The sequence below is a fragment of the Micromonospora sp. NPDC049645 genome, from assembly GCF_040675155.1.
Taxonomy (GTDB): domain Bacteria; phylum Actinomycetota; class Actinomycetes; order Mycobacteriales; family Micromonosporaceae; genus Micromonospora.
Genome location: NZ_JBFAOI010000001.1, coordinates 489,026 through 515,556, shown reverse-complemented (window position 1 = coordinate 515,556; position 26,531 = coordinate 489,026). Strand labels below are relative to the sequence as shown.

The 26,531-nt window shown below is 71.4% G+C and carries 26 protein-coding genes; 7 read left to right on the top strand and 19 right to left on the bottom strand.

Translation table 11 applies throughout. From position 1 onward, the window contains the following. Window positions 1-16: 16 nt before the first annotated feature. From paaE to paaA, 5 genes are all read right to left on the bottom strand, one after another. Window positions 17-1,153: a 1,2-phenylacetyl-CoA epoxidase subunit PaaE gene (gene paaE / locus AB0J33_RS02510; RefSeq protein WP_363609046.1), complete on the bottom strand. Its 1,137-nt coding sequence runs from the start codon at window positions 1,151-1,153 to the stop codon at window positions 17-19. Continuing rightward, window positions 1,150-1,626 carry a 1,2-phenylacetyl-CoA epoxidase subunit PaaD gene (gene paaD, locus AB0J33_RS02505; RefSeq protein WP_363610188.1) on the bottom strand — a complete coding sequence of 159 codons (477 nt, stop codon included), beginning with the start codon at window positions 1,624-1,626 and terminating at the stop codon, window positions 1,150-1,152. The genes paaE and paaD overlap by 4 nt, the downstream gene beginning before the upstream one ends. Window positions 1,627-1,664: 38 nt before the next feature. Continuing rightward, window positions 1,665-2,390 carry a 1,2-phenylacetyl-CoA epoxidase subunit PaaC gene (gene paaC, locus AB0J33_RS02500; protein ID WP_363609044.1) on the bottom strand — a complete coding sequence of 242 codons (726 nt, stop codon included), beginning with the start codon at window positions 2,388-2,390 and terminating at the stop codon, window positions 1,665-1,667. Between the two features lie 76 nt (window positions 2,391-2,466). After that, the gene (gene paaB / locus AB0J33_RS02495; protein WP_238668904.1) at window positions 2,467-2,751 is read right to left on the bottom strand and encodes a 1,2-phenylacetyl-CoA epoxidase subunit PaaB; all 285 of its coding nucleotides are present in this window, start codon (window positions 2,749-2,751) and stop codon (window positions 2,467-2,469) included. A gap of 32 nt (window positions 2,752-2,783) precedes the next feature. After that, window positions 2,784-3,860 carry a 1,2-phenylacetyl-CoA epoxidase subunit PaaA gene (gene paaA / locus AB0J33_RS02490; protein ID WP_363609041.1) on the bottom strand — a complete coding sequence of 359 codons (1,077 nt, stop codon included), beginning with the start codon at window positions 3,858-3,860 and terminating at the stop codon, window positions 2,784-2,786. A 372-nt stretch (window positions 3,861-4,232) separates the two neighbouring features. On the opposite strand from paaA, the gene AB0J33_RS02485 reads away from it, so the two are divergent. Together AB0J33_RS02485 and AB0J33_RS02480 are read left to right on the top strand one after the other, a co-directional pair. Continuing rightward, window positions 4,233-5,222, top strand: a complete 990-nt coding sequence (locus AB0J33_RS02485) for a hypothetical protein (RefSeq protein WP_363609039.1) — start codon at window positions 4,233-4,235, stop codon at window positions 5,220-5,222. Further along, complete coding sequence (locus tag AB0J33_RS02480; RefSeq protein WP_363609037.1) at window positions 5,222-6,184, top strand: hypothetical protein; 963 nt, start codon at window positions 5,222-5,224, stop codon at window positions 6,182-6,184. The genes AB0J33_RS02485 and AB0J33_RS02480 overlap by 1 nt, the downstream gene beginning before the upstream one ends. A gap of 193 nt (window positions 6,185-6,377) precedes the next feature. Here AB0J33_RS02480 and AB0J33_RS02475 read toward each other — a convergent pair whose 3' ends face one another. From AB0J33_RS02475 to AB0J33_RS02465, 3 genes are read right to left on the bottom strand one after another with little or no spacing between them, the layout of a single operon-like run. Further along, complete coding sequence (locus tag AB0J33_RS02475; protein WP_363609035.1) at window positions 6,378-7,229, bottom strand: menaquinone biosynthesis protein; 852 nt, start codon at window positions 7,227-7,229, stop codon at window positions 6,378-6,380. After that, on the bottom strand, window positions 7,181-8,707 hold the full coding sequence (locus AB0J33_RS02470) for an MFS transporter (RefSeq protein ID WP_363609033.1): 1,527 nt from the start codon (window positions 8,705-8,707) through the stop codon (window positions 7,181-7,183). The genes AB0J33_RS02475 and AB0J33_RS02470 overlap by 49 nt, the downstream gene beginning before the upstream one ends. Before the next feature lie 42 nt (window positions 8,708-8,749). Beyond that, window positions 8,750-9,334: a winged helix-turn-helix domain-containing protein gene (locus AB0J33_RS02465; RefSeq protein WP_363609031.1), complete on the bottom strand. Its 585-nt coding sequence runs from the start codon at window positions 9,332-9,334 to the stop codon at window positions 8,750-8,752. A gap of 437 nt (window positions 9,335-9,771) precedes the next feature. Between AB0J33_RS02465 and AB0J33_RS02460 the strand changes: the two genes are divergently transcribed. After that, window positions 9,772-11,022: a DUF222 domain-containing protein gene (locus AB0J33_RS02460; protein ID WP_363609029.1), complete on the top strand. Its 1,251-nt coding sequence runs from the start codon at window positions 9,772-9,774 to the stop codon at window positions 11,020-11,022. Between the two features lie 861 nt (window positions 11,023-11,883). Then, on the top strand, window positions 11,884-14,145 hold the full coding sequence (locus AB0J33_RS02455) for an AAA family ATPase (protein ID WP_363609027.1): 2,262 nt from the start codon (window positions 11,884-11,886) through the stop codon (window positions 14,143-14,145). Here AB0J33_RS02455 and AB0J33_RS02450 read toward each other — a convergent pair. Genes AB0J33_RS02450 through AB0J33_RS02435 form a run of 4 tightly spaced genes read right to left on the bottom strand, consistent with a single transcriptional unit; the run spans window position 14,134 to window position 16,417 of the window. Beyond that, window positions 14,134-14,745 (bottom strand): hypothetical protein, encoded by a 612-nt coding sequence (locus AB0J33_RS02450; RefSeq protein ID WP_363609025.1) that lies wholly within the window; start codon window positions 14,743-14,745, stop codon window positions 14,134-14,136. The two genes, AB0J33_RS02455 and AB0J33_RS02450, sit on opposite strands and share 12 nt — an antisense overlap. Then, the gene (locus tag AB0J33_RS02445; protein WP_363609023.1) at window positions 14,742-15,089 is read right to left on the bottom strand and encodes a YbaB/EbfC family nucleoid-associated protein; all 348 of its coding nucleotides are present in this window, start codon (window positions 15,087-15,089) and stop codon (window positions 14,742-14,744) included. The genes AB0J33_RS02450 and AB0J33_RS02445 overlap by 4 nt, the downstream gene beginning before the upstream one ends. A gap of 9 nt (window positions 15,090-15,098) precedes the next feature. After that, window positions 15,099-16,025, bottom strand: a complete 927-nt coding sequence (locus AB0J33_RS02440; protein ID WP_363609021.1) for a WXG100 family type VII secretion target — start codon at window positions 16,023-16,025, stop codon at window positions 15,099-15,101. Continuing rightward, window positions 16,022-16,417: a type VII secretion target gene (locus AB0J33_RS02435; protein WP_363609019.1), complete on the bottom strand. Its 396-nt coding sequence runs from the start codon at window positions 16,415-16,417 to the stop codon at window positions 16,022-16,024. Before AB0J33_RS02435 ends, AB0J33_RS02440 begins: the two co-directional genes overlap by 4 nt. 67 nt (window positions 16,418-16,484) lie before the next feature. Here AB0J33_RS02435 and AB0J33_RS02430 point away from each other — a divergent pair, with 67 nt between their 5' ends. Beyond that, complete coding sequence (locus AB0J33_RS02430) at window positions 16,485-16,742, top strand: hypothetical protein (RefSeq protein ID WP_363609017.1); 258 nt, start codon at window positions 16,485-16,487, stop codon at window positions 16,740-16,742. A 94-nt stretch (window positions 16,743-16,836) separates the two neighbouring features. Then, a complete protein-coding gene (locus tag AB0J33_RS02425) occupies window positions 16,837-17,601 on the top strand; it encodes a VOC family protein (protein WP_363609015.1) in 765 nt (254 codons plus the stop codon). Between the two features lie 12 nt (window positions 17,602-17,613). Here AB0J33_RS02425 and AB0J33_RS02420 read toward each other — a convergent pair whose 3' ends face one another. The 4 genes from AB0J33_RS02420 to AB0J33_RS02405 all read right to left on the bottom strand — a co-directional run bounded on the left by AB0J33_RS02420 (window position 17,614) and on the right by AB0J33_RS02405 (window position 22,687). Next, window positions 17,614-18,417 (bottom strand): ABC transporter ATP-binding protein, encoded by an 804-nt coding sequence (locus AB0J33_RS02420; protein ID WP_363609013.1) that lies wholly within the window; start codon window positions 18,415-18,417, stop codon window positions 17,614-17,616. Further along, window positions 18,414-19,511 carry an iron ABC transporter permease gene (locus AB0J33_RS02415; protein WP_363609011.1) on the bottom strand — a complete coding sequence of 366 codons (1,098 nt, stop codon included), beginning with the start codon at window positions 19,509-19,511 and terminating at the stop codon, window positions 18,414-18,416. The genes AB0J33_RS02420 and AB0J33_RS02415 overlap by 4 nt, the downstream gene beginning before the upstream one ends. Window positions 19,512-19,524: 13 nt before the next feature. Further along, window positions 19,525-20,454 carry an ABC transporter substrate-binding protein gene (locus AB0J33_RS02410; RefSeq protein ID WP_363609009.1) on the bottom strand — a complete coding sequence of 310 codons (930 nt, stop codon included), beginning with the start codon at window positions 20,452-20,454 and terminating at the stop codon, window positions 19,525-19,527. A gap of 355 nt (window positions 20,455-20,809) precedes the next feature. Beyond that, complete coding sequence (locus AB0J33_RS02405) at window positions 20,810-22,687, bottom strand: M14 family metallopeptidase (protein WP_363609007.1); 1,878 nt, start codon at window positions 22,685-22,687, stop codon at window positions 20,810-20,812. Window positions 22,688-22,897: 210 nt separating this feature from the next. On the opposite strand from AB0J33_RS02405, the gene AB0J33_RS02400 reads away from it, so the two are divergent. Continuing rightward, window positions 22,898-24,235: a C39 family peptidase gene (locus tag AB0J33_RS02400; protein ID WP_363609005.1), complete on the top strand. Its 1,338-nt coding sequence runs from the start codon at window positions 22,898-22,900 to the stop codon at window positions 24,233-24,235. Window positions 24,236-24,304: 69 nt separating this feature from the next. Here the strand turns inward: AB0J33_RS02400 and AB0J33_RS02395 are convergent, their stop codons facing one another. The 3 genes from AB0J33_RS02395 to mqnE all read right to left on the bottom strand — a co-directional run bounded on the left by AB0J33_RS02395 (window position 24,305) and on the right by mqnE (window position 26,299). Continuing rightward, window positions 24,305-24,595 (bottom strand): DUF4229 domain-containing protein, encoded by a 291-nt coding sequence (locus AB0J33_RS02395; RefSeq protein ID WP_363610186.1) that lies wholly within the window; start codon window positions 24,593-24,595, stop codon window positions 24,305-24,307. 73 nt (window positions 24,596-24,668) lie between these two features. After that, the gene (locus AB0J33_RS02390; protein ID WP_363609003.1) at window positions 24,669-25,106 is read right to left on the bottom strand and encodes a hypothetical protein; all 438 of its coding nucleotides are present in this window, start codon (window positions 25,104-25,106) and stop codon (window positions 24,669-24,671) included. Between the two features lie 23 nt (window positions 25,107-25,129). Beyond that, window positions 25,130-26,299, bottom strand: coding sequence for an aminofutalosine synthase MqnE (gene mqnE, locus AB0J33_RS02385; RefSeq protein ID WP_357646045.1), 1,170 nt, complete (start codon window positions 26,297-26,299; stop codon window positions 25,130-25,132). Window positions 26,300-26,531 lie beyond the last annotated feature (232 nt).

The window sequence follows — 26,531 nt, the reverse complement described above, 5'->3', positions numbered from 1 at the left end:
GGCTCGGGCGCGGCGGTCAGGCGTCGTAGTCGACCGTGAGCCTGTCGGTGGTCGGGCTGGACTGGCAGGTCAGCACGTAGCCGGCGGCCAGCTCGTCGGGCTCCAGGGCGTAGTTGCGGGCCATCGTGACCGCGCCGTCCACGACCTTCGCCTTGCAGGTCGAGCAGACACCACCCTTGCAGGCGTACGGCAACTCGCCGCGTACCTTCAGCGCGGCGTCCAACACCCGCTCCTCGCGCCCCATCGTGAAGCTCGACGACCGGCCGTCCAGCACGATGGTGACGTCGGCTCCGGCGCCCGCCTGGTCGACGGGGCGGCGCACCGGCTCCGGCGGCGCGTCGACGTGGAACAGCTCGGTGTGGATCGCCGACTCGGGCAGCCCGCGTGCGGTCAGCACGTCCCGGACGTCGACGACCATGCCGTACGGGCCGCAGAGGAACCACTCCTCGATGACCTCGCCCGGAACGATCGTGTCCAGCAGTCGGCCCAACCGTTCCGCGTCGATCCGACCGGAGAGCAACGGCGACTCGCCCTGCTCCCGGGACAACACGTGCACCAGGTGCAGCCGGGTGGGATGCCGGTCCTTCAGGTCGGCCAACTCCTCGGCGAACATCACCGAGTTCGCCGTGCGGTTGCCGTACACCAGGGTGAAGGTGCTGGCCGGCTCGACGGCCAGGGCCGTCGCGACCAGCGCGAGCACCGGAGTGATGCCGGAGCCGGCGACGACCGCCCCGTAGTGCCGCACCCGGTCCGGCGCGAACGCCGTGGTGAAGGTGCCCAGCGGCGGCAGCACCTCGACGGTGTCGCCACCGCGCAGCGCCCCGCAGGCGAACGCCGAGAAGGCGCCCCCGGGGATCTCCCGCACCCCGATCCGCAACCGGCCGTGCCGGGCCAGGTCGTCCGGGGTGGAGCAGATCGAGTACGACCGGCGCACGTCCGTGCCGTCCGCGCCAGCTGAGCCGGTGGGTCCGGCTCCGCCGGGACGACGGACCGTGAGGTGTTGGCCCGCGCGGAACGCGAAGGTCTCCCGCAACTCCTCGGGTACGGCGAAGGTCACCGCCACGGAGTCGTCGGTGAGCCGGTCGACGGCGGCGACGGGCAGCGGGTGGAAGACCGGCCGACGGCGCACCGGGCGGGTGATGGTGACAGTCACAGGGCCTTCAGGTGGTCGAAGGGTTCGGAGCAGGAGCGGCACCGCCACAGCGCCTTGCACGCGGTGGAGCCGAACCGGCTGACCTGCTCGGTCTCCGGCGAGCCGCACCGCGGACAGCGGACCGCGAGGGTCAACGACACGACGCCGGCGGCACGCACCGGGGTCGGCGGGGCGATCCCGGCGGCGGCGAGCTTCGCCCGCCCACCCGCGGAGATCCAGTCGGTGCTCCACGGTGGGCTGTAGACGGTCCTCACCTGCGCGTCCGGGTGCCCGGCATCGGCGAGCGCGCGGCGGATGTCGGCCCGGATCACGTCCATCGCCGGGCAGCCGGTGTAGGTCGGGGTGATGGTGACGGTGACCCGACCGGTGGCCGGGTCCTCCTCGACCGCCCGCAGGATGCCCAGCTCGTCGATGGTGATGACCCGGATCTCCGGGTCCACCACGCTCGCCGCGGCGGCCCTCGGGTCGGTCACCCCGACGTCCGCGTTCGCGACCGCGGCGCTCCTCGCGCTCACCACGTCGCTCCGGGGTGGGCGCGGTGCAGCACCTGCATCTCGGCCAGCAGGTAGGCCAGGTGCTCGGTGTGCACGCCGGTCCGCCCGCCGGCCGGGGCCCAGGCACCGCCCGGCCGGGTGAGCGTCGCCTCGGCCAGAACCGGGCCGACGACCTCGTCGAACGCCGGCCGCAGGGTGGCCGGGTCGACCGGCGCCGCCGGGTCCGCGGCGAACAGCTCATGGGTGTACGGCCACAACTGGTCGACGGCCGCCTGCATCCGACGATGCGACTCCTCGGTGCCGTCACCGAGCCGCTTCACCCACAGCGCGCCGTGGTCCAGGTGGTACGCCGACTCCTTGCGCGCCTTCGCGCCGATCGCGGCCAACCGCTCGTCGGCGCAGCCGGCCAGCGCCGTGTACAGCGGCAACTGGTACGCCGCCAGGAAGTACAGCTTCGCCATCGTCACCGCGAAGTCGCCATTGGGCAGCTCGACCAGGAGCGCGTTGCGGAACTCCCGGTCGTCACGCAGGTAGGCCAGCGCGTCCTCGTCGCGACCGGCGCCCTCCAGCTCACCCGCGTACGACAGCAGCAGGCGCGCCGCGCCGAGCTGGTCGAGGGCGATGTTGGCCAGCGCGATGTCCTCTTCCATCTCGGGGGCCCGGGTGGTCCACTCGGCCAGCCGCTGGGCCGCGATCAGGGCGTCGTCACCGAGCGCGAGGGTGAAGTCGAAGGGTCCGTTCACGCCGTCACCTCGCTGCGCTCGGCGGCGGCGTGAAGCGCCACGTTGCTGTGCTGGCTGGTTCGCTCGCTTCGTTCGCTCACAGGTGGGCCACCCCGTCCGGCACCTCGTAGAAGGTGGGGTGGCGGTAGACCTTGTCGGCGGCCGGGTCGAAGAAGGCGTCCTTCTCGTCCGGGCTGGACGCGGTGATCGCGCCGGCCGGCACCACCCAGATCGACACGCCCTCCTGGCGGCGGGTGTAGAGGTCGCGGGCGTTGCGCAGGGCAAGCTCGGCGTCGGGGGCGTGCAGGCTGCCGACGTGCGTGTGCGACAGCCCGCGCCGGGCCCGGACGAAGACCTCCCACAGAGGCGAATGACTCGTCATGCCAGGTTGCTCGGCTTGCTCGCTACGCTCGCTCACGCGGCCACCGTCTCCTTCTGTCCCGCCCGCTTCGCGGCGTACGCCGCGGCGGCCTCGCGTACCCAGCTGCCGTCGGCGTGGGCGGCCCGGCGGTGGGCCATCCGCTCGCGGTTGCACGGCCCGTCGCCGGAGATCACCCGCATCAGCTCGTCGTAGTCCGGCTGGGTGTAGTCGTACGCCTGCCGTTCGTCGTTCCAGCGCAGGTCGTCGTCGGGGATGCGCAGCCCGAGGATCTCGGCCTGCTGCACGCACATGTCGACGAAGCGTTGCCGCAGATCGTCGTTCGAGAAGCGCTTGATCTTCCAGGCCATCGACTGGGCCGAGTGCGGGGAGTTGCCGTCCGGCGGGCCGAACATGGCCAGCGACGGGTACCACCAGCGGTCCACCGCGTCCTGGGCCATCGCCCGCTGCGCCGGGGTGCCGTGGGCCAGGGTGTGCAGGATCTCGTAGCCCTGCCGCTGGTGGAACGACTCCTCCTTGCAGACCCGGATCATCGCGCGGGCGTACGGGCCGTAGGAGCAGCGGCAGAGCGGCACCTGGTTGACGATCGCCGCGCCGTCCACCAGCCACCCGATGGCGCCCACGTCGGCCCAGCTCAGGGTGGGGTAGTTGAAGATCGAGCTGTACTTCTGCCGGCCGTCGAGCAGCAGCCGGACCAGTTCGTCGCGGCTGATGCCGAGGGTCTCGGCGGCGGCGTAGAGGTAGAGGCCGTGGCCCGCCTCGTCCTGCACCTTGGCCAGCAGGATCGCCTTGCGCTTGAGCGACGGCGCCCGACTGATCCAGTTGCCCTCCGGCTGCATGCCGATGATCTCGGAGTGGGCGTGCTGGGCGATCTGTCGGATCAGCGTGCGGCGGTACGCGTCGGGCATCCAGTCCCGTGGCTCGATCTTCTGTTCGGCGTCGACGACCTCGGCGAAGTACGCCGCCAGGTCCTCGTCCGGCGCCGGCCCGCCACGCCGACCGTGGGCAGCCGCAGCCCGCAGCTCGGCCTCGGCGGCCTCGACCTCGCCCAGCAGGCCGCCGGGCGCCTCGTCGGAGGCGCCGTTCGGGGCGGAGAAGTCGTTGCCATACATGAGGCTAAGTGTTACAGCTTGCGCCGCGTTGCACCAGGGGGTGTAACAGGAATCCGAGCATCCCATCTGTAACCGGATGAGCGCTTTGCGCTACCTAGGCACCGAGATTTCGCCGTGACTTAGGCCACGAAACAAAGGTGAATCCCCGCAAGAACCTCATACCGGCCCCATATCCCGCCTTTATCGCAGGTTGCCTAGTGTCGAACACTGGCGGCCGGCCGGTCCGGACGTAGACTTCTGCCGGACAACCGATCGGCTGCCGAGCATCGACATCTCCACAGAGGCCACCTCCCCCGGCCTCGGCGATCGCACCCGATCAGTCCCGACGACAAGCCGGTCCCCCCGGCCCTGACACCTGGAGCTCACCCACTCATGCGATCTCGCGTGACCCTGGTGCTCGCCATCACGGCGGTCTTGCTCGGCGGCGTGCTACTGGTCCCCACCGCGTACGCCCGACTCGCCAGCGACGACAGCGGCGGAGGCGGCGGAGGCGGTACGTCGAGCGTCGCCGCGCCCGCGCCCACCCCTCCGCCACCGCCCACCCTGGCGGCCGGTCCGGTGTCGGTGAGCTTCAAGGGTGAGTTCTTCTCGTGGGCCCTGATGGATCGGAAGACGGGCAAGATCTCCGGGTCGCCGAACATGACCGCGACCAGCTCCACCGAATCGATGATCAAGGCGTGGATCGTCTCCGACTACCTGCGGCAGCTCGGCGACAGGGAGCCGCCCGCAACGTTGAAGGAGGCGGCTCGACTCGCCATCATCGACAGCAACGACGGAGCGGCCAACAAGGTCTACGCCGCGGCGGGCGGCTCGTACAAGGCCTCGTCCAGCAGCATCCCCGACCCGGTCATCCAGCGGGCGATCAAGCTCTGCGGGCTGACCGACACCAAGCGCGGCAACGTCCAGCCGTACACCGGCTACTGGAGTTTCACCCGGATGTCTCCCCGGGACGCGGTCCGGGTCGGCGACTGCATCGCCGACGGTAAGGCCGCCGGCCCGAAGTGGACGAAGTGGGTGCTGGACCAGATGACCAAGGTCAGGGGCACCACCGCGGCCAAGGACCAGAGGCCCTCGTCCGGTGGTGGCCGCTGGGGGATCATCGACGGTCTACCCAAGTCGATCACCGCGCAGGGCCCGGTCAGCATCAAGAACGGCTGGACCCCCATCTACGGCGACGGCGACTGGCACGTCAACTGCCTCGCCGTCACCGGCAAGTGGAGCCTCGCGGTGATGCTGCGCTACCCGATCAAGACCGGTCTGGACTATGGCGCGAAGGTCTGCGCCAGCGTGGCCACCCAACTGGTCACTCCGCAGCCGGGCGCCGCGCTCAAGGTGCCACAGCAGCCGGTCGGGAAGCTTTGATGGCCGGCAACCGTCGGGGCGACCGGCGCGGCGGCGGCGAAGCCTCCCCGCTTCGGCTGATCGCCATCGCGGTGATCCTGGTCGGGCTGGTGCTGGTCTCGCTGCGGCTGCTGCCCGGCTCACCGTTCGAGTCGTCCGCCGCGGCCAAGTGGGGCGACGCCGGCTCCAGCACGAGCGACCGCCCCACCGGCGCAGGCACCGACCGCAGCGCCCGCCAGCCGTCCTCGCCGTCACCGAGCCCCAGCCCGGCACTGGAGCCGCTGCCGTTCGTGGCCAAGGACCTCAAGCTGGACATCGAGGGCTGGTACTCCTGGAGCGTCCTGGACCGTCGCACCGGAAAGATCATCGGCTCCAAGAACATGGGCGAGACCAGCACGACCGCCTCGATGATCAAGTCCTGGATCGTCGCCGACTACCTCCGTCGCGCGGCCGACGCCGGCCAGACACCGAGCGACGCCAAGCTTGCCGACGCGACGCGGATCATCCGGGACAGCGACAACACCCGGGCCGAGCAGTTCTACAACCTGGTCGGCCGGGACGCCTCGATCCGGCGGCTGATCTCGATGTGCAAGCTGACCGACAGCAGCGTCGCCCCCGACAAGGGCTGGTCCCGGACGGCGCTCTCCCCCCGGGACACCGCCCGGCTGGGCAACTGCATCGCCACCGGCACGGCCGCCGGACCCACGTGGACGAAGTGGCTGCTCAACGAGATGAAGCTCGTGCGCGGCGCGGGAGACTTCGGCATCCGCAAGGCATTCCCGGCCGCCGAGCAGAAGCAGATCGCCATCAAGAACGGGTGGATCGACCGGACCAGGGAGCAGGAGATGCACATCAACTGCCTGGCCATCGGCGACACCTGGACGATGGGCGTGATGGTCAAGTACCCGATCGACATGGGCTACGACTACGGCATGAAGAACTGCCAGAAGATCACCGAGGCGTTGCTCCGTCCCGGCACCTGAGCCGGCGGCAGCGGCTCCGCCGTCGCGCAGGTGCTCGGCGGTGCCGCGTCGCGCAGGTGCTCGGCGGTGCCGCGTCGCGCAGGTGCTCGGCGGTGCCGCGTCGCGCAGGTGCTCGGCGGTGCCGCCGCGTACGCGGAGCCGGGCGAGGGCGGCAGCGGCGTCAGCTTGGCACCGTCCGGTCCGGCGTCGGCGGTCAGCCGGCGAAGAACTCCGGGCCACCGTCGGGCAGTGCCGGGGCCTCGCCGATGGCCGCGGCTCGCCGGGCCCACTCGCGCAGCCCGGCGACCTGCCGGTCGCCGAGCGAGAAGTCGAGGGTCCGGAAGTACGTGGCCAGCGTCGCCGCGTCGAACGTCTCCCAGCGCGCCGCCGCCTCGGCGACCTGGTCCAGCTCCGCCAGGCAGAGGTCCCGCGAGCGCAGAAAAGCCTCGTGCACCTCCTTGACCAGACCCGGGTGGGCGGCGGCGAAGTCACGACGGACCGCCCAGACGGCGAAGACCATCGGCAGCCCGGTCCACTCCCGCCACGCCTGCCCCAGGTCGGTGACGGTGAGGCCCTTCTGCGGCGCCTCGTAGTACGCCCGCAGCGCCACGTCCCCGATCAGCACCGCGGCGTCGGCCTCCAGCAGCATCAGGGTGAGATCCGGCGGACAGCGGAAGTAGTCGGGGCGCACGTTGTACTGCTCGGCGAGCAGCAACTGAGCCAGCATCACCCCGGTACGCGAGGTCGAGCCGAGAGCCACCCGCGCGCCGTCCAACTCGGCCAGAGGTCGGGTGGAGACCATGTTGACCGAGAGCACCGGCCCGTCACTGCCCACCGCCAGGTCCGGGAGGAGCAGCAACTCGTCGGCGTGCTTCAGATACTCCAACAGCGTGATCGGGCCGATGTCGAGATCGCCGGCGACCAGCGCCGCGCTCAACCGGTCCGGCGAGTCCTTGTGCAGGTCGACGTCGAGCAGAGCACCGGAGCGCATCAGACCCCAGTAGATCGGCAGGCAGTTCAGGAACTGGATGTGCCCGACCCGCGGGCGTGCGATGCGCTCAGCCATGGCCCGACCGTATCCCCGGCGGCCGGCTCCGGCTCGGCGGGCCGGCCCGGAGTGGCCAACCCCGCACTTGGCCCGGTCGCTGGTCCGCCGACGCTGCCGCCCGCCGGCCCGGGTCGGGGCTCGTTCGGGTCGACCGGCGACGACCGTCGTGCCGCCCGGGTCACGACCGGCACGAAGACCAGCACCACCAGCAGCCCGACCACACCGGCACCGGCGGTCAGTGGCCGAGGTGGAGCGGCCGCGAGCAACGCGCCGCCCAACAAGAAGCCCGCCATCGAGCCACCCTGTACCGCCGCGCCGTAGCTGGCGTACGCCCGGCCGCGCATCGCCTCCGGCACCCTCCGGGCGGTGAGCAGGTTGGCGAAGACGTTGTCGCCGCCGTTGGCCGCGCCACCCACCAGCCAGAGCGGCACCAGCACACCCGCCGCCGGCACCGTCGCCGCGAGCAACACCATCAGGCTGCACACCGCCAGGGTGACCAGCACCCCGCGCACCAGGGCGCCGTCGTCGTCGAGCCGTTTGGCCAGTCGTGCGGCGAGCCAGCCACCCGGCAGCATGCCGGCCATCCACGCGGCACTGACCAGGCCGTACGTGGTGGGCGAACCGCCCAGCGTTTCCCGGATGAAGAAGACGTCGATGACGTTGATGCCGCCGATCGCCGCGATCACCACGGCGGTGCTCACCACCATCACGAGCATCAGCGGGTCATGGCGCAGCCGCCAACCGGTCTCCGTACCCCCGGGGGTTGCCAGGCCGTCCGGGACGGCCCGGCGGCCCTCGGCGGTCCGGCCGCCTAGCTGGAGCTGGCTGCCTTTTCGGGGCTGGCCGCCCTCCTGGAGCTGGCTGCTCGGTAGGGCCGGGCTGCTTGCCGGGGCCTGGTAGGCGGGGGCGGCGGCGGGCCGCCGGCCACCGCGTCGGGTCCGCAGCAGCAGGCCCGCGACCACGAGCGCCAGGTAGGTCGCGGCGTCGATGAGCAGCGGTACGCGGGTGCCGAACTGTCCCACCAACAGGCCGGCCAGCACCGGGCCGCCAAGCGCGCCGAGCGAGACGGCGGTCTGACCGATCGCGCTTGCCTTCGGCAGGTCGGCTGGACGAACCATCGCCGGCAGAAGCGCTGCCAGGCAGGGTTGGGTCACCGCGAGCCCGCAGGCCAGCAGGGTGACGAGCCCGACCACCAGGACCGGGTGCTCGACGACGGCGAGGAGCGCGCAGATCGCGGCCTGCACGAGGCCGACGGTCACCAGCAGGGTACGGCTGTCCACCCGGTCGGCGAGTCGACCCGCGAGCGGGGCGAGCAGCACCAGGGGCAGGGTCGCGGCAAGCAGCAGCCCCGACACGGCCAAGCCTCCGGCACCAGCGCCCTGCAGGGCCAGCGCCAGAGCGGTCGCGGCCAGGAAGTCGCCGCAGATCGTGGTGCCCCGAGCGGCGGCGGAGAGCCAGACGTCCGACCAGCGCGACTCGTCAGTTGCGAAGGACATACTTCGAAAATAATCCTTCACAACTGATTCATGCAAGCCCAGCTATGCCAGCGGCACCGTCCGGTACTGCACCGCGACGGTTCGCGCCCCCGGTGGTGGATCACCTTGCCGCCGTCGCGGGTGGTACGGCCGGATCAACGCCAGGACCGCCGCGTTCAGCTCGGCCAACTCCTCGGCGGTGAGCAGTAGCAGCGTGTCGTTGAACAGCGCGTTGTCGTACCACTCGGCGGGCTCGTCCCCGGCCCTCCGCGACCAGTCCCGAATCCGTTCCATGGCCCGGACCGCATGCGCCTCCACCAACGCCTGCTCCGCCGCGCGCGCTGCCGGCCCAGCCTCACGCCCCGCGTCGACCATCCAACTCGTACCCGGCACGCGCCACACCCGCTCGCGGGCATCCCCCCTGCTCGGGGCCTGCTCGACAAGGCCAAACTTGGCCAGGGCCCGGAGGTGATAACTGGTCGCGCTGGGCGACAACCCGACGATCTCCGCACACTCGGTGGCGGTCCCGCCGCCCTCGCGGCTGCTCAGGTACTCCATGATCGCGATCCGAGCCGGATGAGCCAGCGCCCGCATCACCTGCGGGTCACTGATCGTCATCCGGCGCGCATCGGGGTGGGCCTCGGTCATAGGCCCATGATCCCGGCAGGTCCCCCAACCTGCCATCACCCCCACGCCCTGTGCGCACCTCGCGCGGCGTGAGCGGCGTTTGCGGCGTGGGCGGCGTGGGCGGCCTGAGCCCGGGCGGCGTGGCGGACGCCGGCGTCGGGTGAGACGGCCAGGCATCTCGACCCCCGACAAGCAAGCAGGCGGATTCGATGGCGGGTAGGGCTCGGCGCAGCGGCCGAGGAAGCACGGCCGACGCGGCGGACAAGGGAGCACGACCGGCGCGGCGGCTGGCATGGCGGGAAACCCGAACGGTCGACCGGCTCGGCGGGCAGCGCGAGCAGGCGATGCCCGAGTCGGCGCAGCACGAGCAGACGGTGTGCGGTGGTCGACGAGAATAGTTCCTCCCCATTGATCAACTTGAACCATAAAATGTCGTACACCTGTTCTATTGTGTTTCCATGTTGAGGGCGTTGGCGCAGGTGAGCGGCGCGGTCGACGACTGCGCCGAGGCTGCGCTCTGGGGGCTCTCCGACGACGAGTTGCTTGCTTCTCTCGACGCGGCTCAGGTGTTGGCGCAGCGGCTGGCCACCGTTCAGCTGGGTCTGGTCCGCGAGTTGGACGGCCGTGGGGTGGCGGTCGCGCAGGGTGCCTCGTCCACTGCGGTGTGGCTGCGTGAGCGGCTCCGGCTTTCCGGTCGCAGCGCGCGCCAGCTGGTCCAGCTCGCCGCCGTCATCGACGCCGCCCCGCCGGCGGTGCGCGACGCGCTGCGCCGCGGTGCCATCACCGTCGAGCAGGGTCGGGTGGTGGCCGAGACGATCGCCGCTCTCCCGGTGGAGGCCGGTCCGGCGGTGGCGGACAAGGCCACCCAGTTGCTGGTCGACTGGGCCGATCGTTTCGACCCGACGAGTCTGAGCCGGCTGGGCGAGCGCGTCCTCACGCATGTCGCCCCGGAGCTGGCCGACCAGGCTGAGCTGAAGGCTCTGGAACGGGCCACCGAGCGGGCCGAGGCCCGCCGGCACGTCACGCTCTCCGAGCAGCAGAACGGGCAGGTACGCCTCAGCGGCAACCTCGACACCGAAACCGCGAGCTTGCTGCGCGAGGCGATGGATCCGCTCTGCGCCCCAGCCGGTGAGCACGATGACCGCAGTCCCGGCCAGCGGCGCGCCGACGCGTTGGGCGAGGTCTGTCGACTGGCGCTGCGCACCGGTCAGCTGCCCGACAACGGCGGCGACCGGCCTCAGCTGGCGGTGACCGTCTCGTTGGACGAACTGGTGAACGGCGTAGGCGCCGGGACGCTGGAGACCGGGACGCGCCTCACGCCCGGTGCGATCCGCCGCCTGGCCTGTGACGCCGGTGTGCTGCCGGCTGTGCTGGGCGGCAACGGTCAGGTCCTGGACGTGGGTCGCCAACGTCGGCTCTTCACCGGCCCGCTGCGGCGCGCGCTGGTCCTACGGGATGGCGGTTGCGCCTTCCCAGGCTGTGATCGGCCGCCGAGGTGGTGCGACGGTCACCACGTCCGACACTGGGCCGACGGCGGGGCGACGGCGCTGGGCAACGCGGTGCTGCTCTGCGGCTACCACCACCGTTTCATCCACCGCGGCGACTGGGCGGTCCGGATCGCGGCGGACGGCCGACCCGACTTCCAACCGCCCAGCTGGCTCGACCCGGTGCGCACACCGCGTCGCAACCTCTACCACCGACGCTGCTGACACCACCGACCAGGCAAACACCACTCACCATTGCGACTGCGACTGCCGTCGGGCAGACAGCTGACGACACCGCCTCCTGCCCGCTACGGGAAGCGGCCACCGGGTAGCGGACAGCCGGCACGCGGGCACGCGGGCGCGATTGCCATGCTTGCCGCGCCCCGGCCGTCCGACCCACCGCACAGCCCGACCTTGGCGCTTCGCAACCCGGATCGCACCCATCCTCGGGGCCGCGTCACGCGCGCTTCGGAACGGAAAGGACGACCCGGCGAAACGGCACAAAGGCACGGCACGGAGGCACCGCGGGCTGCACGGACGCCCGACAGCCAAGGCGGCACGGAGGCACGGAGGCCAGGCCGGCACGGAGGCACGGACGGCACGGAGGCACGGACGGCCCGGAGGCACGGACGGCCCGGCACGACGGAACGACGGCACGGCGGCCCGGAGGCACGACGTCCGGAGGCACGGACGGCGGCACGGCGGCACTTCGGGGCTGCACGACGGTACGGCGGCCACGGCGCCCGGGGCAGCACGACGGCCACGACGACCGGGGCAGCACGACGGCCACGACGACCGGGGCAGCACGACGACCGGGGCAGCACGACGGCCACGACGGCCAGGGCGGCAGCGGCAGGACGCACGCAGAGCGCGGGAATCTGCAGCCGCTCCCACCGGTGACACGCCATCTCGGATGGGTGGTCGCGTCGGTAATTCGCTGGTAGCGGCGGGCTCGGAAGCGTAGGGTTGCAGGCCGCTTGACGGCCGAGGTGAGCTGCACCGGAACGGACGTCTTCGCGCCGGGCGGCCGGCCATCCGCCCCCGGACACGCGAGCGCGCAGCAGATGTGAACGATGGGACGTCAGCATGCCCGCACTTGACCTCGACAGCCAGCCCGACAGTCATCTCGACGCCGACCCTGACGCCCACCTCGATGCCCACCTCGACGCGGACCTGGCGGCCGAACGCGCGCACCTCGCCACCTCACGGGCGGCGCTGGGCCGGATGCGGGAGAGGGCCGAGTCCCTCTTCGCCACGGGTGACCAGGTGGCCGGTGACGCGTACGCGGCGGAGACGCTTGGGCGCACCCTGGCCCGCCGGGTCGCCGAACTGGCCGACGACCCGACCACGCCGCTCTTCTTCGGCCGCCTCGACTTCGCCGGGACCACTGACAACGGACCCGCCGACAACGGGACCGACTTCGCCGGAACCACTGACAACAGGCCCGCCGACAACAGGCCCGCCGACAAGAGGGCCGCGAACGGCACGACCTCGGACGACACGACCTCGAACGGCACGACCTCGAACGACACGACCTCGGACGGCGCCCTTGGTGACCACGACGGTCGGCGGTATCACGTGGGGCGGCGGCACGTGACCGACGAGCGGGGCGAGCCGTTGGTGCTGGACTGGCGGGCGCCGGTCTCCCGGTCGTTCTACCGGGCCAGTGCGCGGGATCCGCAGGGGGTGGCGGTCCGGCGGCGGTTCGGGTTCAGCAATGGTGTGCTGACCAGCTTCGAGGACGAGCGGCTGGATCGGGGTGAGGAGCTCGGTACGACAAGTCGGATCCTCACCGCCGAAATCGAACGGCCACGTGTCGGGCCGATGCGGGACATCGTCGCCACAATCCAGCCGGAGCAGGACGAGCTGGTCCGGGCTGATCTCGCCGACTCGATCTGTGTGCAGGGCGCGCCGGGCACCGGGAAGACGGCGGTGGGGCTGCACCGGGCCGCGTACCTGCTCTACCTGCACCGGGAGCGGTTGCGGCGGGCGGGCGTACTGATCGTCGGGCCGAACCGGGCGTTCCTGTCGTACATCGCGGCGGTGCTGCCGGCGCTCGGTGAGGTCGAGGTCGAACAGGCCACGGTGGAGGAGTTGATCGCCCGGGTGCCGGTCCGGGCGGTCGAGGCGCCAGCGGTGGCCGCGCTCAAGCACGACGTACGGATGGCGAGCGTGCTGCGGCGCGCGGTGCAGGCACAGATCGGCACGCCGACCGATTCGATCACCGTGTCGGACGGCTCGTTCCGCTGGCGGATCGGGCTGGAGCCGTTGCACCGGATCGTCGAGGAGACCCGCCGGGAAGAGCTGCCGTACAGCACCGGTCGGGAACGCGTCCAGGCACGGGTGGTGAGCCTGCTGCAACGGCAGGCCGAGGCGCGGCGCGCGGAGTCGCCCAGCGATGCCTGGCTACGCCGGATGGGTCGCTGCCGGCCGGTGCTCGACTTCCTGGACGCGGTCTGGCCGGCGCTCACCCCCGAGGGGCTGGTGCACGGCCTGTTCTCCGACCCGGACCGCCTCGCCGTCGCGGCGGATGGCCTGCTCAGCGACGCCGAGCAGGCGCAGCTGCTCTGGGCCAAGCCGCCGCGCACCGCGAAGGCGACCCGCTGGACCGCCGCCGACGCGGTGCTGATCGACGAGGCGACCGGGCTGCTGGAACGCCCCTCCGGGTTCGGGCACGTGGTGGTGGACGAGGCGCAGGACCTCTCGCCGATGCAGTGTCGGGCCATCGCTCGGCGCAGCGAGCACGGCTCGATCACGCTCCTGGGTGACCTCGCCCAGGGCACCGCGCCGTGGGCCGCGACGGACTGGCGGGAGTCCCTTGCCCATCTGGGCAAGCCGGATGCGGTGGTGGTGCCGTTGACGGTCGGTTTCCGGGTGCCCGCCGCGGTGGTCGCATTCGCGAACCTGCTGCTCCCGGCGCTCGCGGTGGACGTACCGCTGGCCGAGTCGCTGCGCCACGACGGCGGCCTGGATGTGCGTACCGTGACCGACCTGACCTCGGCGACGGTGGCCGAGGTGCGCGCGGCGCTCGCGCACGACGGCTCGGTCGGCGTGATCGCCGCGGACGACGCGGTCGACGGCCTGCGCGCGGCTCTGGCCGACGCCGGCGTCGAGACCGCGACCGCCGACGACGTCGCGGCCGTGGAGCGGGTCACCGTGGTGCCCGCGACGCTGGTGAAGGGCCTTGAGTACGACCATGTGGTGGTGGTCGAGCCGGCCGCGATCGTCGCGGCCGAGCCACGCGGGCTGCACCGGCTGTACGTGGTGCTCACGCGGGCGGTGTCCCGGCTGGCGGTGCTGCACCACGAGCCGCTGCCCGCACCGCTCGTCGGCGGGTCAGCCGGCTGACAGGGCTGCCGCGATCTCCCGCAGCGGGCGGCCGGAGTCGGCAAGCGGCACGTGGAACGACAGCCACGACCCGTCGGCGAAGTCGATCCGCAGGCGTTTCCAGTTCAACCGGTACCTGCCGACCCGGGCGGTGACGGCCGAGCGTGGCACCGACCCGAGCAGTTCGATGTCGGCCTGTGCCCGTTCGTCCGTCGCCGAGTTGGAGAGCAGCCCGACCGGTGCGGTCACGCCGAGCAGCAACCGTTGGTCGGTGACCGCCAGCACGGTGTCCCGGAGACCGGAACCCTTCGTCGCCCCGGTCAGGGCGTGGTGAAGCAGGGACGCCTGCGAGCCCGGTGCGCCTCGACCCCCGACGCCGAAGAAGAGCCAGTCGACGGCGTTGTCGGCCCGACCGAAGGTGATGTTCGGCGACAACACGTTGAGCAGGACGCCCAGGAAGCCGGGCCCGCCGGAGGCCGGGGGTGCCGTCGGCTGCGGGGGTGGCGCCGGGGTCAGCCCGCCGCCCGCTCGAACCCGGGCCACCGCACGCACCTGCTCTCCAGCCGGTAGCAGCCTGGTGATGCCCTCGACGTACCGTGCCTGGCTCCCGTCCACCGTCATGCGCGCCCCTCGTGGTCGTCGGGCTGGCGCGAAGCGGCGCCCGACGGGCCGATGACCTCACCGACCAACTCCCGGACCCGGGCCGCGGCGGCTTCCTGCGCCCGGTTGGCGGCTGCGGTGAACTCCTCCGCGAGGCTGTACGAGTCCAGTCGCATCGCGCGCGCGTTCAACTCCGTCGAGACGATCTTGCCGTCCGCGGCGGCGGTGACCCGCACCAGACCGGAGTCGCTCACCCCCTCGGCGCTGGTCTGCTCCAGCTCCGCCATCCGGTCGGCGAGTTGCCGCTGCCATCCGTCCAGGTTGCGAGCCAGCGCCTCGATTCGGTCCAGCGCGGGGAAGGTCATGGCTGCCTCTCAGTTCAGGATGGAGTCGAAGACATTCTGCACACCCTCGGTGTACGGGCCCAGATCCTCGCGGTACGTGCCGTCCACCAGGTAGTTGCGGTCCTTGTGCCCGTCGGAGATGTCGTGCAGACCCACCCCGGTGTCCAGCAGTGCGCCGCCGAAGCCGGGGACGTTCACCGGCGAGACCTGGTTGATGACGAATTTGCCGGGGAAGAGGGTCTTGAACTTCTCGACCTGGAAGGCCCGCCCCTCGGCCGACCAGCCGCCCTTACTGAGCAGCTTGTACTGCTTCTTGCGCTTCTTGATCTCCATGACGGTGTCGGCGTACTTGCGGAGCTGCCCGGCGACCTTGCCGAGCCGGGCGGCGAGGCGGGTGAGCACCTCGGCGAACCGAGCAACGATCTTGACCATCCGGCCCACAGTGGTGGCGAGCCGGGCCAGCACCCGGACCACCGTGGCGGCCAGCGAGACGCCGGCGCTCAACGCCGCGGCGACCGCCGCGATGATCACTTCGGTGAGGAACCAGAGCAGGAACTCGAGGATCAGCTCGACCAGCAGGTTGAACGCGTCGACGGCCGCGTTCGCCGCCTCGACGAGCACCTCCTTGGTGCCGTCGAGCCCCTGAGCCAGCTCCTCGATCGCCGCCTCCACCGACTCCATCGAGGCGTGGAAGCTGTCGGCGGCGTCGCCCGTCCAGGCGCCACGCAACCGGGCCCGGTCGGCGATCTGGTCACCGGCGATCTCCCGCACGGCCGTGCCGGTGTCCAGGCAGAGCTGCGCGGCCCGCATCAGGTCGTCCGGTTCTCCGGCGACCAGCTCGAGGAGTTGCTCGAACGGCCAGAGCACCGCGTTGGACAGCGGCTTGAACGGGTCGGGCGTGCCCGACACGATCTGCTCGAAGTAGGTCTTGTTGCGCTGCAGCGCCTCGGTGCTCACGCGGGCACCTGCCCGCTCGGCGCGCCGGCGCCACCCGACCAGGGGCCGGGCGCGATCACGTCGGGAGCCGGCGGGCGGCCCGGCACGAACAGGTCGGTGTTGGCCACGTCGGTGCCGGTGTAGGCGCCGGCGGTGTCGGTGAGCCCCTCGGCGATGTCCGCCATCATCTCGGCACCGTCGGCGAGCCCTTGCAGGCACGCCTCGAACTGCTCGGCGTACGCCGCCGCGAGGCCGAAGGACGCCGGCATGACCCCGAAGGCGTGCCGTGGCACGTGCCCGTCGCCGAACGAGCGGTGCAGCTCGCGAAAACGGGCCGCCCGATCCTTGGACCCTGCGGCGAATGCCAGCAGAGCTTCCGGCTGGACCTCCAGCTCATTGCTCGGGCTCGACACGGACCCTCCCCTGTGGCCTGTGCGACGGATCAGTCGCTACGACTACCCACCATAGGCACTGCTCGCCGTGATCGGGGGCCCCGTGCGTGGCGGCGGGGTCACCCCACCTCGACTGTGCGGTCGGTGCCACCTACGCCGAGGACCGCGACCAGCCCTGGAACCCGTACACCCGGACCTTGCCGGACGGTCCGGCACCCCGGTTCGCGGGCCGCGTGCCGGCCTGGCGCCGCCGCTGGCACTGATCATGATCGGGGTCTGGGTGGTGCTGCTCGCCACGCTCGCCGGATGGGCGTACCGGCGGGACGAGGGTCGCCGGTTCAGCTGACGATTCGTCCGTTTCGGCCCCGGGCCGCGGCGGGACGGTGCCAGGATTCCGGCAGGGGGCCACCGTGGCCGCCCGGACCGAGAGGGGTCTTGACGTGAGCACCGTCCCGCCGGGTACGCCCTGCTGGGCCGACCTGGCCACCCCGGACCTGACCGACGCCCGGCGTTTCTACCCGGAGCTGTTCGGCTGGACCGGCCAGGTCACCCCGGAGCCCGAGGCGGGCGGCTACACGGTCTTCCTGCTCGACGGTAAGCCGGTGGCCGGCGCCGGCCCGCCGGCGATCCCGGACCAGGTGCCCATCTGGTCGACGTACCTGGCCACCGACGACGCGGAGCTGGTCGCCGGCCGGGTCGAACGGGCCGGCGGGCAGGTCGTCGTGCCACCGTTCGAGGTCTTCGACCGGGGCTGGATGGCGGTCTTCGCCGACCCGGCCGGCGCCACGTTCAGCGTCTGGCAGCCGCTGACCATGGCCGGCGCCGAGGTGTTCAACGTGCCGGGCGCGATGAGCTGGAACGAGCTGGTCACCCCCGACCCCGAGGGCGCGAAGGTCTTCTACGAGCTGGTGTTCGGCTGGCAGCCCGACGACCAGGCGGTGGGCGCCATGACGTACACCGGGTGGCGGCTCGGGACGCAGATCGTCGCCGGGATGATGCCGCCGCTCGCCGACGACTTCCCGGCCGACCTGCCCGCGTACTGGACGGTGTACTTCGCGGTCGCCGACGCGGACGCCGCCGCGGCCCGCGCCTCCGAGCTGGGCGGCACGATCCTGGTCCCGCCCCGGGACATCCCGGCGGGCCGGTTCGCCGCCCTCCGCGACCCCCAGGGCGCCCTGTTCTCCGTCATCGACCTGGGCCCCTGACCCCGGGCAGCCTCAGGGTCGGATGGGGCGGACCGGGACCACCAGCGGGCCGTGGGCACCGGGGACCACCCGGACGCTGGCCCGGTAGTGGGTGGCGAGCAGCTCCTCGGTCAGCACCTCGGACGGGGTCCCGGCGGCCACCACCTGACCGGCGGCGAGCATCACCATCCGGTCGGCGTACTCGCCGGCCAGGGAGAGGTCGTGCATCGTGGCCAGCACGGTCAGGCCGTGCTCGCGGCGTAGCTGGTCGACGAGTTCGAGCACGTCCTGCTGGTGGCCGATGTCGAGCGCGCTGGTCGGTTCGTCGAGCAGCAGCAGCGTCGCGCCCTGGGCGAGCGCGCGGGCGAGGAACACCCGCTGCCGTTCGCCACCGGAGAGGGTGGCCAGCTCACGAGGGTGGAAGCCGGTGAGGTCCAACCGCCGGAGCACCTCGTGTACGGCGTCGACGTCGGCGGTCGACTCCCGCCCCAGGGTCGGGATGTACGGGGTGCGGCCGAGCAGCACGTAGTCCAGCACCGACATGCCGGACGGCACCACCGGGGACTGTGCCACCGTGGCCACCACCCGGGCCCGGTCCCGACGGCGCAGCGCCGCACTCGGCGTACCGAACAGGGTGATCGCCCCAGGCGCGGGCAGCAGGCCGCCGACGGCGCGCAACAGGGTCGACTTGCCTGCGCCGTTCGGGCCGATCACGGTGACCCACTCGCCGGCGGCGACGGTGAGGTCGACGCCGGTCAGGATCGGCGTGCCGCCGAGCGCGACATGCAGCCCGCGCACCTCGACGGCCGGCGCCCCGGGTGGGGGTTCCTGGCTCACGTGAGCACCCGCCGGGCGGTGCGCAGCACCAGGACGAAGAACGGGCCGCCCAGCAGGGCGGTAACCACGCCGATCGGCACCTCAGCCGGAGCGGCGGCGGTGCGGGCCACCACGTCGGTCAACGCCAGGAAAGCGCCACCGAACAGCAGCGACATCGGCAGGATCACCCGGTAGCTGGACCCGGCGAGCAGTCGGACGGTGTGCGGCACGATGATGCCGACGAAGCCGATCAGCCCGGTCGCGGAGACCGCCGCCGCGGTGCCCAGGGAAGCGGCGGCGATCAACAGGTATCGGGTGCGCTGCGGGTGCAGGCCCAGACTCCTCGCCTCGTCGTCGCCGACCGCGAGGACGTCCAGCTCGCGGCGGTGCAGCAGCACCACCACCGTGGTCACCGCGGCGTACGGCAGCACCAGCAGCACGTCGTGCCAACCGGCGGTGGCCAGCCGGCCGAGCAGCCAGGAGTAGACCGGCTGGATGCTGTCGGCGTGCCGTTGCAGGAGGTACGTCTGCCCGGCGGACAGGAACGCGGAGACCGCCACCCCGGCCAGGATCAGCATCGCCGGTGAACCGCGCCGCCCGCCGGCCGCGCCGAGCACGTAGGTCATCGTGACGGCGAGCAGCGAGCCGGCGAACGCGGCCAGCGGAATGGTCAACGGCAACCCGGAGAGCGTGCCCTCCCGGCCGGCGCCGCCCAGGGCGATCGCCGCGGTGACCGCGAGGCCGGCACCGGCAGCCACCCCGAGCAGGTACGGGTCGGCCAGCGGGTTACGGAACACCCCCTGGTAGCAGCCACCGGCGAGGGCGAGCAGGCCGCCGACGAGCAGGCCCAGCACCACCCGGGGCAGGCGCAGCTCGGTGACGATGGCGATCTCGCGCTCGGTCAGACCGCTGTCCAGGTGCACCCCGGGAAACAGGTTGAGCAGCTCGGCGGCGACGCTGCCCGGGGGCAGGCTCACCGGGCCGAGCGACACCCCGACGACGAGGGCGACGAGCACCGCGAACACCCCGGCGGCCAGCCAACGCTTGCGCAGCCCGGCCGGCCGGGCCACGGGAAGCGGCCCAGCCGGCCGGGCCGCGGACAGCGGCCGGGTCACCGACGGACGACGGTCACGCGGGCACCTTGGCGACCGCGTCGATGATGACCCGGAGCAGATCCACGACACGCGGGCCCCAGCGGGAGGCGATGTCGTCGTCCAGGGCGACGACCTGGTTGTTCTTCACGGCGGTGAGACCCGCCCAGCCGCTGCGCGCCTTGACCGTGTCGGCGTTCTGCTGGCAGCACTTGGCGTCGGCCAGGAAGACGAAGTCCGGGTCGGCCTTGACGATGAACTCCTGGGAGAGCTGCGGGTAGCCGAAGTTCTTGCCGTCCGCGTCGGCCGGGTCGGCGATGTTGGTCAGGCCGACCTGGCTGTAGAGCGAGCCGATGAAGGTCTTGCTGGTGGCGCTGTACAGCTCCGGGCCCAACTCGTGGAAGTAGGTCAGCTTCTCGGCGCGCTGCGGCAGGTCCTTGACCAGCTTGGCGATGTCGTCCTTCATCCGGGTGGTGACGTCGGTGGCCTGGTCGGCGTGCCCGGTCAGCGTGCCCAGCTCGGTGATCTGCCGGTACGAGTCGTCGATCGTGATCGCCGCCGGGGTCCGGTACACCGGGATCTTCAGCTTGGTGAGCTGGTCGACGATCTTGTTGCGGTCGTCGGAGAGCACCACCAGGTCGGGGTTCTTGCCGGCGATCGCCTCGGCGTTCGGCTGGAACGCGGAGAGGTCGGTCTTGGGCGCGTCGGCCGGGTAGTTCGACTGGTCGTCGACGGCGGTCACCTGCGGGCCGGCGCCGATCGCGAAGAGCATCTCGGTGGCGCTGGGCGACAGCACGACGATCTTCTCGGGGCGCTTGTCGAGGGTGAGCGCGCCGACCGTGACCGGGTACGCGGCGGCTGCGGTGCCGGCGCTGGGCTTGTCGTCGGCCTTCTCGGCGCAGGCGCCGAGGGCGAGCGCGGTGACCGCGAGGGTCGCCGCGAAGAGCCGAGGGGTACGTCTGAACATGGGGGCCTCCTGTCGGTCGAGGAGTGTGGTGCTTCGCCGACAGGGACTTTCGTACGCCCGCCCACGAGGCGCCCTTCCTCGAGAGCGCGTATCGCGACCGATCCGTAGGCGACCTGGCTCGTCCCCACCGGCTGGTGGGGCATCACAGTTGCGGGACAGCGCCGGGATACCCACCGGCTTCGCTGCGGACTGGTCGCTAAGACGGTAGCGCACCGCCCCGACGTGCCGGATCGATCAAGGATCGATTGGCGTCGGGCGATCGGTTGAACGCCGCACAGCGAGGGATATGTCCCGTATCTGGAGGCTCGGGAGCGGGTGGTGGGGCCCCGCCGGGGCGGGACGGGGCCCCACCCGATCAGGAGGACGTGATGGTGACGTTGTCCACAGCCGCCTCCACCAGGCTGGCCCCGGACGCGTCCACCGCCTCGACGAGCACGCGGACCGACTGACCTGCGTACGGGGTGAGGTTGAGGTTAGCGACCGCCCAGCTTCCGTTGCGGTTGCTGGCCGCGCCGGCCTGGGTGAGCAGCGCCGTGGTGCCGCCGTTGTGCACCACACTCACCCGCAGGTAGTCCGCCGACGAGGCGTTCGAGCCGTGCGCCAGGTACCAGGCGAGCGAGAGGGTCAGCGTGCCGGACGACGGCAGGGTCACCGCCGGGGACCGGGCACTGGTCACGCCGCCGTCGACGTCGTAGTCACCGGCCGCCGAGCCGGCCAGCCGGCCGGTGACCAGGTCGTTGGACCCGGCGTACGGGGTGAGCTGCTTGGCTCCGGAGGACGTGGTGGCCTGGGCGGCGCCCCGCTCGAACGCGCCGGCCGTGGCGGTGTCGGTGCCGGACGGGTTGACGGTCCAGCCGGTGGCGGTCTCGAAGGTGTCCGACCAGACCGTGGTGCCGCCACCGCCGCCGCAGTACTGCGCCTGCTTGCCGATGGCCCGGTACGGGCAGTCGGCGTACTCGCTGAGGATCAGCACCGCCTCCCGGTTGCGGGAGGTCTGCGCTCCGATCACCTCGTCGGGCGGGTAGAAACCGCCGCCGCCGGACGAGCCCGGGTACATCTCGAAGGTGTACGCCCAGATGTTGTGGGTGGCCCACATCCAGTCCAGGCTGTCCCCGTCGGTGATGTAGAGGTCGCTCGACTGTTCCGGCGTGTAGTTGTTGGTGGCCGCCATCTGCTGCCCGATGGTGGCGAAGGTGTTGTACTGGTCCGCGTTCATCCCGGTGGCGGTGTTCGCGGTGGTGTAGCCGTACGGCCAGAGCACCAGCTCCGAGTACGTGTGGAAGTCGATGTTGGCCTTGATCTGCTGGACACCGCCGACGACGCGACCGTTGACGAAGTTGCGCAACGCCTGCGTCTCCGGTGCGGAGAACGCCGACGGGCCCCGGTAGGTCTCCGACGAGGTGGTGCCGGACGAGCCGCCGCAGCAACCCCAGTTGTAGCCCCAGTTGCGGTTCAGGTCGGTGCCGACGTTCGACGAACCGCTGTTGGGCTGCCGGTTCTTGCGCCAGGACCGGTACGACCCGGTGGCGATGTCGTACTCGCTGCCGTCCGGGTTGACCGTCGGCACGATCCAGATCTCCCGGCTGTTGACGATGTTGGTGATCCGGGAGTCGCTGCCGTAGCTGTCGGTGAAGAGGTTGAGCAGGTAGATCGCCATCTCGACGGTCAGGTGCTCGCGGGCGTGCTGTTGGGAGTTGAACAGGATCTCCGGCTCGCTCTCGTCGGTGCCGACGTTGTCGGAGATCTTCACCGCCATCAGGTCGCGGCCCTCGTACGACGAACCGATGCTGATCTTGCGGGCGATCGCCGGGTGGTCGGCGACGACCTGGTTCACGACGGCGGTCAACTCCGCGTAGTCGTGGTAGTTGGAGTCGGCCGGCGGGAAGGCCAGTGTGCCCACCTCGCCGGCGCCGCGCTCGGCATTGGGCGGCGGGGCGAGCGGTTCCAGCCGGAAGCCGAGCTTGCCGATCGCGGCGGCCTCGGCCGCGGTGGCCGAGATGTGCAGCACCCCGTGTTCGGAGTAGTCGATGGCGGCTCCGGTGCGGGCCACCGCGGTGCGGTCGGCGACGGTCCGGGGCCCGAGCACCCGGTAGCCGGTGGCGACCTGCTCGGCGCTCCGGTCCGGTGCCGGTCGGGCGGCGACCGGACCGGCGGCGACGGTGACGATTCCCAGCCCGGTGACGACGGCGAGCACCAGGACACGGCGGAGGGGGATGGGCGTGCGGAGGGCCATGGACAACCTCCTCAGAGGGCGGGAGATCCCGCTCGGTGAAGGACACTTCACCACCTGTCACATGGTCATATCAATATCGATCGCTGCGTTATGCATCCCAAGCGGATCATCACGGCGGCAATGATTTTCCACCCATCAACGTATGGCGAAACTTCCCTCCGAGCGGAAAACTGACCAGCGACGATGCCCCCTCGACACCGCGGAGCACCCATGGCCAGATCCCGCCTACGCGCCGCCGCCCTCGCCGGCGTCACCGCGCTCGCCCTGCTCAGCACCGCTACGCCCGCCGTGGCGGCCCACCCGCCCGCCACCGGCCACGACGAGCAGATCACCTTCCAGGACTGGTCCGGGCCCGCCGACTGGCACCGGGGCAGCCGCGACGGCACCCGCGTCGTGCCCGGTGCCCGAGCGGGCGTCACCCTGGCCCGCCCCGCCGGCACCATCGAGTACGCGGACCCGCACACCGGCACCACCCGCACCTGGGAGTACGGCACCTGGACCGCACCGGTGACCCGGATCGGGTTCGACGCCACCGAGCTGATCGCCTCCTGGAACGCCGAGACCCCCGCCGGCACCTGGATCCAGGTCGAGATGCAGGGCAGCTACACCAGCGGCGACCAGACCCCGTGGTACGTCCTGGGTCGGTGGGCGTCCGGCGACACCGACATCAAGCGGACCAGCGTCGACCGGCAGGGCGACCCCTGGTCGACCATCTGGACCGACACCTTCAGCATCGACGACGCCGCCGCCGGGGTGCTGCTGCGGTCGTACCAGCTGAAGCTGACGCTCTACCGGGCACCCGGGCAGAGCGCCGCACCGGTGGTCCGGATGCTGGGCGCGATGAGTTCCAACGTGCCGGACCGGTTCACCGTGCCGCCGAGCGCCGGGCACATCGCCTGGGGCCGGGAGCTGCCGGTGCCGCGCTATTCGCAGAACGTGCACGCCGGGCACTACCCCGAGTACGACGGCGGCGGCGAGGCGTGGTGCTCGCCCACCTCGACGGAGATGGTGGTCGAATACTGGGGTCGCAGGCCGTCGGAGGCCGACACCTCCTGGGTGGACCCGACCTACCCCGACCCGACGGTGAACCACGCCGCCCGGATGACCTACGACTACGCGTACGACGGCGCCGGCAACTGGCCGTTCAACACCGCGTACGCGGCCAGCTTCGCCGGACTGGAGGGTCGGGTGACCCGGCTGCACTCGCTGGACGAGCTGGAGCGGTTCATCGCCGCCGGCATCCCCGTCGTGACCAGTCAGTCCTTCCTCGCCAGCGAGTTGGACGGAGCGAACTACGGCACCTCGGGGCACCTCTTCGTGGTGGTCGGTTTCACCGCTGACGGCGACGTGATCGTCAACGATCCCGCCTCGTCGAGCAACGACGTGGTGCGCAACGTCTACAAGCGTGCGCAGTTCGAGCAGATCTGGCTGCGTACCAAGCGCACCAACGCCAGCGGCGGCGTCTCCGGCGGCTCCGGCGGAATCGCGTACCTGATCAAGCCCACGTCAAAGCCCTGGCCCAAGGCCCCCGGCTCCACCAACTGGTAACCCATCCCCGAGACGGGTGATCAAGAGGTTTGCGTCACGGAACGGCTCCCGGTGACGCAAACCTCTTGATCAACGCGAGGGCTGGTCGGTGGGTGGCTGGTCGGGGGTGGGGTTCTGGTCGTCGCCGGCCAGGGCGGAGCGGAGGCGTTCCTTCTCCGTGCGGCGGCGCTCGGCGGCTTCGGCGATCTCGGCGGCCATCTCGTCGCGCCAACCGCGCAGCAGGAAGAAGGAGAGCGCGGCCGAGAACACCAGCGCCAGCATCAGCTTCAGGAACACGTTCATGTCGATCAGCCAGAGGCCCGCCAGCACGGCGACGAACAGCCCGATCCGGCCCAGCGTGTACTTGAGCGCGGCGCTCACCTGCACCACTCCGTTCTCTCCGTCGACCGCCACTGCCGGCGGAAGGGTCGATCCGCCCGACGGGCGGTCGTGGTCAGCCGGTGCGGCGGGCCAGCCAACGGACGCCCGGGAACCACACCGTCGCGTACGCCACGGTGAACCCCGCCGCGGCCAACGCTCCCGACACCAGCGGCGGCAGCCCGGAGGCCAGCCCGGCGACCAGCAGCCCGACGAACACCCCGACGGCGGCGGCGACCACCGCCGCCACCACCCGGGCCGCGCCGAACTCCCAGGCCCGGAAATCGTCCCAGAACAGCCAGGCGGGCAGGATCACCGCCAGCCAACCGTTGGTGTGCCCGAAGTCGCCGCTGCCGATCGAGGCGAACGCCCACTCGAACAGCACCAACGCCAACACGCCGATGACCAGGCCGGCCAGGCACACCCCGAGCAGATCGCCCAGGGTACGGATGTGCCCCTCGGCGTCCCGGCGGGGAAACCCGCCCTGCTGCTCGGGTGCTCGTTGCTCGGTCATCGACTGCGAGGGTACGTGGTGGCTCAGGCCCAGACCTGCTGCGGCTCGGCGCGCCGCTCGGCCAACGACGGGGCCTTGTCGTACTCCCGGACCACGTTGTAGCGGGTGTCCCGCTCGACCGGCTGGAAGCCGGCGTCCCAGATCAGGTGCAGCAGATCGTCGCGGTGCATGGTGTTCGGGGTGCCGTACGAGTCGGCGTCGTGAGTGATCTTGTATTCGACGACGGAGCCGTCCAGGTCGTCCACGCCGAAGTTCAGCGACAGCTGCGCCACCGACAGCCCGTGCATCACCCAGAAGTTCTTCAGGTGCGGCACGTTGTCGAAGAGCAGCCGGGAGACCGCGAACGTCTTCAGCGACTCGGCCGGCGAGGCCATCGTGGTACGCGCCTGGATCCGGTTACGGATCTTGCCGTCCGCCGAGTCGACGAAGTCGTGCTGGTAGCGCAGTGGGATGAAGACCGCGAAGCCGCCGGTCTCGTCCTGCAACTCGCGCAGCCGCAGCACGTGGTCGACGCGGTGCCGGGGCTCCTCGATGTGGCCGTACAGCATCGTCGCCGGGGTCTTCATGCCCTTGCGGTGCGCGAGGGCGTGGATGCGCGACCAGTCTTCCCAGTGGCAGGCGTGGTCGACGATGTGCTGCCGGACCTCCCAGTCGAAGATCTCCGCGCCACCACCGGTCAGCGACTCCAGGCCGGCGTCCATCAGCTCGTCGAGGATCTCGTCGGCGCTCAGGCCGCTGATCTTCTCGAACCACTGCACCTCGGTCGCCGTGAAGCACTTGAGCTTGACGGTCGGCAGCGCCGCCTTCAGCTCGCGCAGCACCTTCGGGTAGTAACGCCAGGGCAGCGTGGGGTGCAGGCCGTTGACGATGTGCAACTCGGTGAGCTGCTCGTCCTCCATCTCCTTGGCCTTGCGAACCGCCTCGTCGATGCGCATCGTGTACGCGTCCTTCTCGCCCGGCTTGCGCTGGAACGAGCAGTACGCACAGGACGCCGAGCAGACGTTCGTCAGGTTGAGGTGCCGGTTGACGTTGAACATCACCCGGTCGCCGTTGAGTTCGGTGCGCTTGTGGTGCGCCAGCCGCCCCAACCAGGTCAGGTCGTCGCTCTCGTAGAGGGCGACCCCGTCCTCCCGGGTCAGCCGCTCACCGGCGTACACCTTCGCTTCGAGCTCACGCTTGAGTCCGGCGTCCATGGCACGTCCCTTCCACCTGCGGTCCGGATCGAGCGTACGTCGCGCGGCCGACGACCCCGCCGGCACGGTCGCCGGCAGCGACCCACTTCACCAGACTCTCAGCCTCCCGTAACCCGGCCACGCATCGACATGAGTGGCGAGGTGCGGTAGTAACAAGGTGGGGCGGAACACACACACTGGTACCGTCCCGACGGCCGCGCCCACCGAGCGCGGCGACGAGCGGTCAGACGGG

Coding starts and splice junctions, on each gene's coding strand:
- AB0J33_RS02405 (WP_363609007.1), bottom strand. CDS start 22,687: ATGGCCCTCCGCACGCCCATCCCCCTCCGCCGTGTCCTGGTGCTCGCC.
- AB0J33_RS02450 (WP_363609025.1), bottom strand. CDS start 14,745: ATGACGGTGGACGGGAGCCAGGCACGGTACGTCGAGGGCATCACCAGG.
- paaA (WP_363609041.1), bottom strand. CDS start 3,860: ATGTATGGCAACGACTTCTCCGCCCCGAACGGCGCCTCCGACGAGGCG.
- AB0J33_RS02480 (WP_363609037.1), top strand. CDS start 5,222: ATGGCCGGCAACCGTCGGGGCGACCGGCGCGGCGGCGGCGAAGCCTCC.
- AB0J33_RS02390 (WP_363609003.1), bottom strand. CDS start 25,106: ATGACCGAGCAACGAGCACCCGAGCAGCAGGGCGGGTTTCCCCGCCGG.
- AB0J33_RS02465 (WP_363609031.1), bottom strand. CDS start 9,334: ATGACCGAGGCCCACCCCGATGCGCGCCGGATGACGATCAGTGACCCG.
- mqnE (WP_357646045.1), bottom strand. CDS start 26,299: ATGGACGCCGGACTCAAGCGTGAGCTCGAAGCGAAGGTGTACGCCGGT.
- paaB (WP_238668904.1), bottom strand. CDS start 2,751: ATGACGAGTCATTCGCCTCTGTGGGAGGTCTTCGTCCGGGCCCGGCGC.
- AB0J33_RS02455 (WP_363609027.1), top strand. CDS start 11,884: ATGCCCGCACTTGACCTCGACAGCCAGCCCGACAGTCATCTCGACGCC.
- AB0J33_RS02475 (WP_363609035.1), bottom strand. CDS start 7,229: ATGGCTGAGCGCATCGCACGCCCGCGGGTCGGGCACATCCAGTTCCTG.
- AB0J33_RS02460 (WP_363609029.1), top strand. CDS start 9,772: ATGTTGAGGGCGTTGGCGCAGGTGAGCGGCGCGGTCGACGACTGCGCC.
- AB0J33_RS02445 (WP_363609023.1), bottom strand. CDS start 15,089: ATGACCTTCCCCGCGCTGGACCGAATCGAGGCGCTGGCTCGCAACCTG.
- AB0J33_RS02485 (WP_363609039.1), top strand. CDS start 4,233: ATGCGATCTCGCGTGACCCTGGTGCTCGCCATCACGGCGGTCTTGCTC.
- AB0J33_RS02400 (WP_363609005.1), top strand. CDS start 22,898: ATGGCCAGATCCCGCCTACGCGCCGCCGCCCTCGCCGGCGTCACCGCG.
- AB0J33_RS02470 (WP_363609033.1), bottom strand. CDS start 8,707: ATGTCCTTCGCAACTGACGAGTCGCGCTGGTCGGACGTCTGGCTCTCC.
- AB0J33_RS02410 (WP_363609009.1), bottom strand. CDS start 20,454: ATGTTCAGACGTACCCCTCGGCTCTTCGCGGCGACCCTCGCGGTCACC.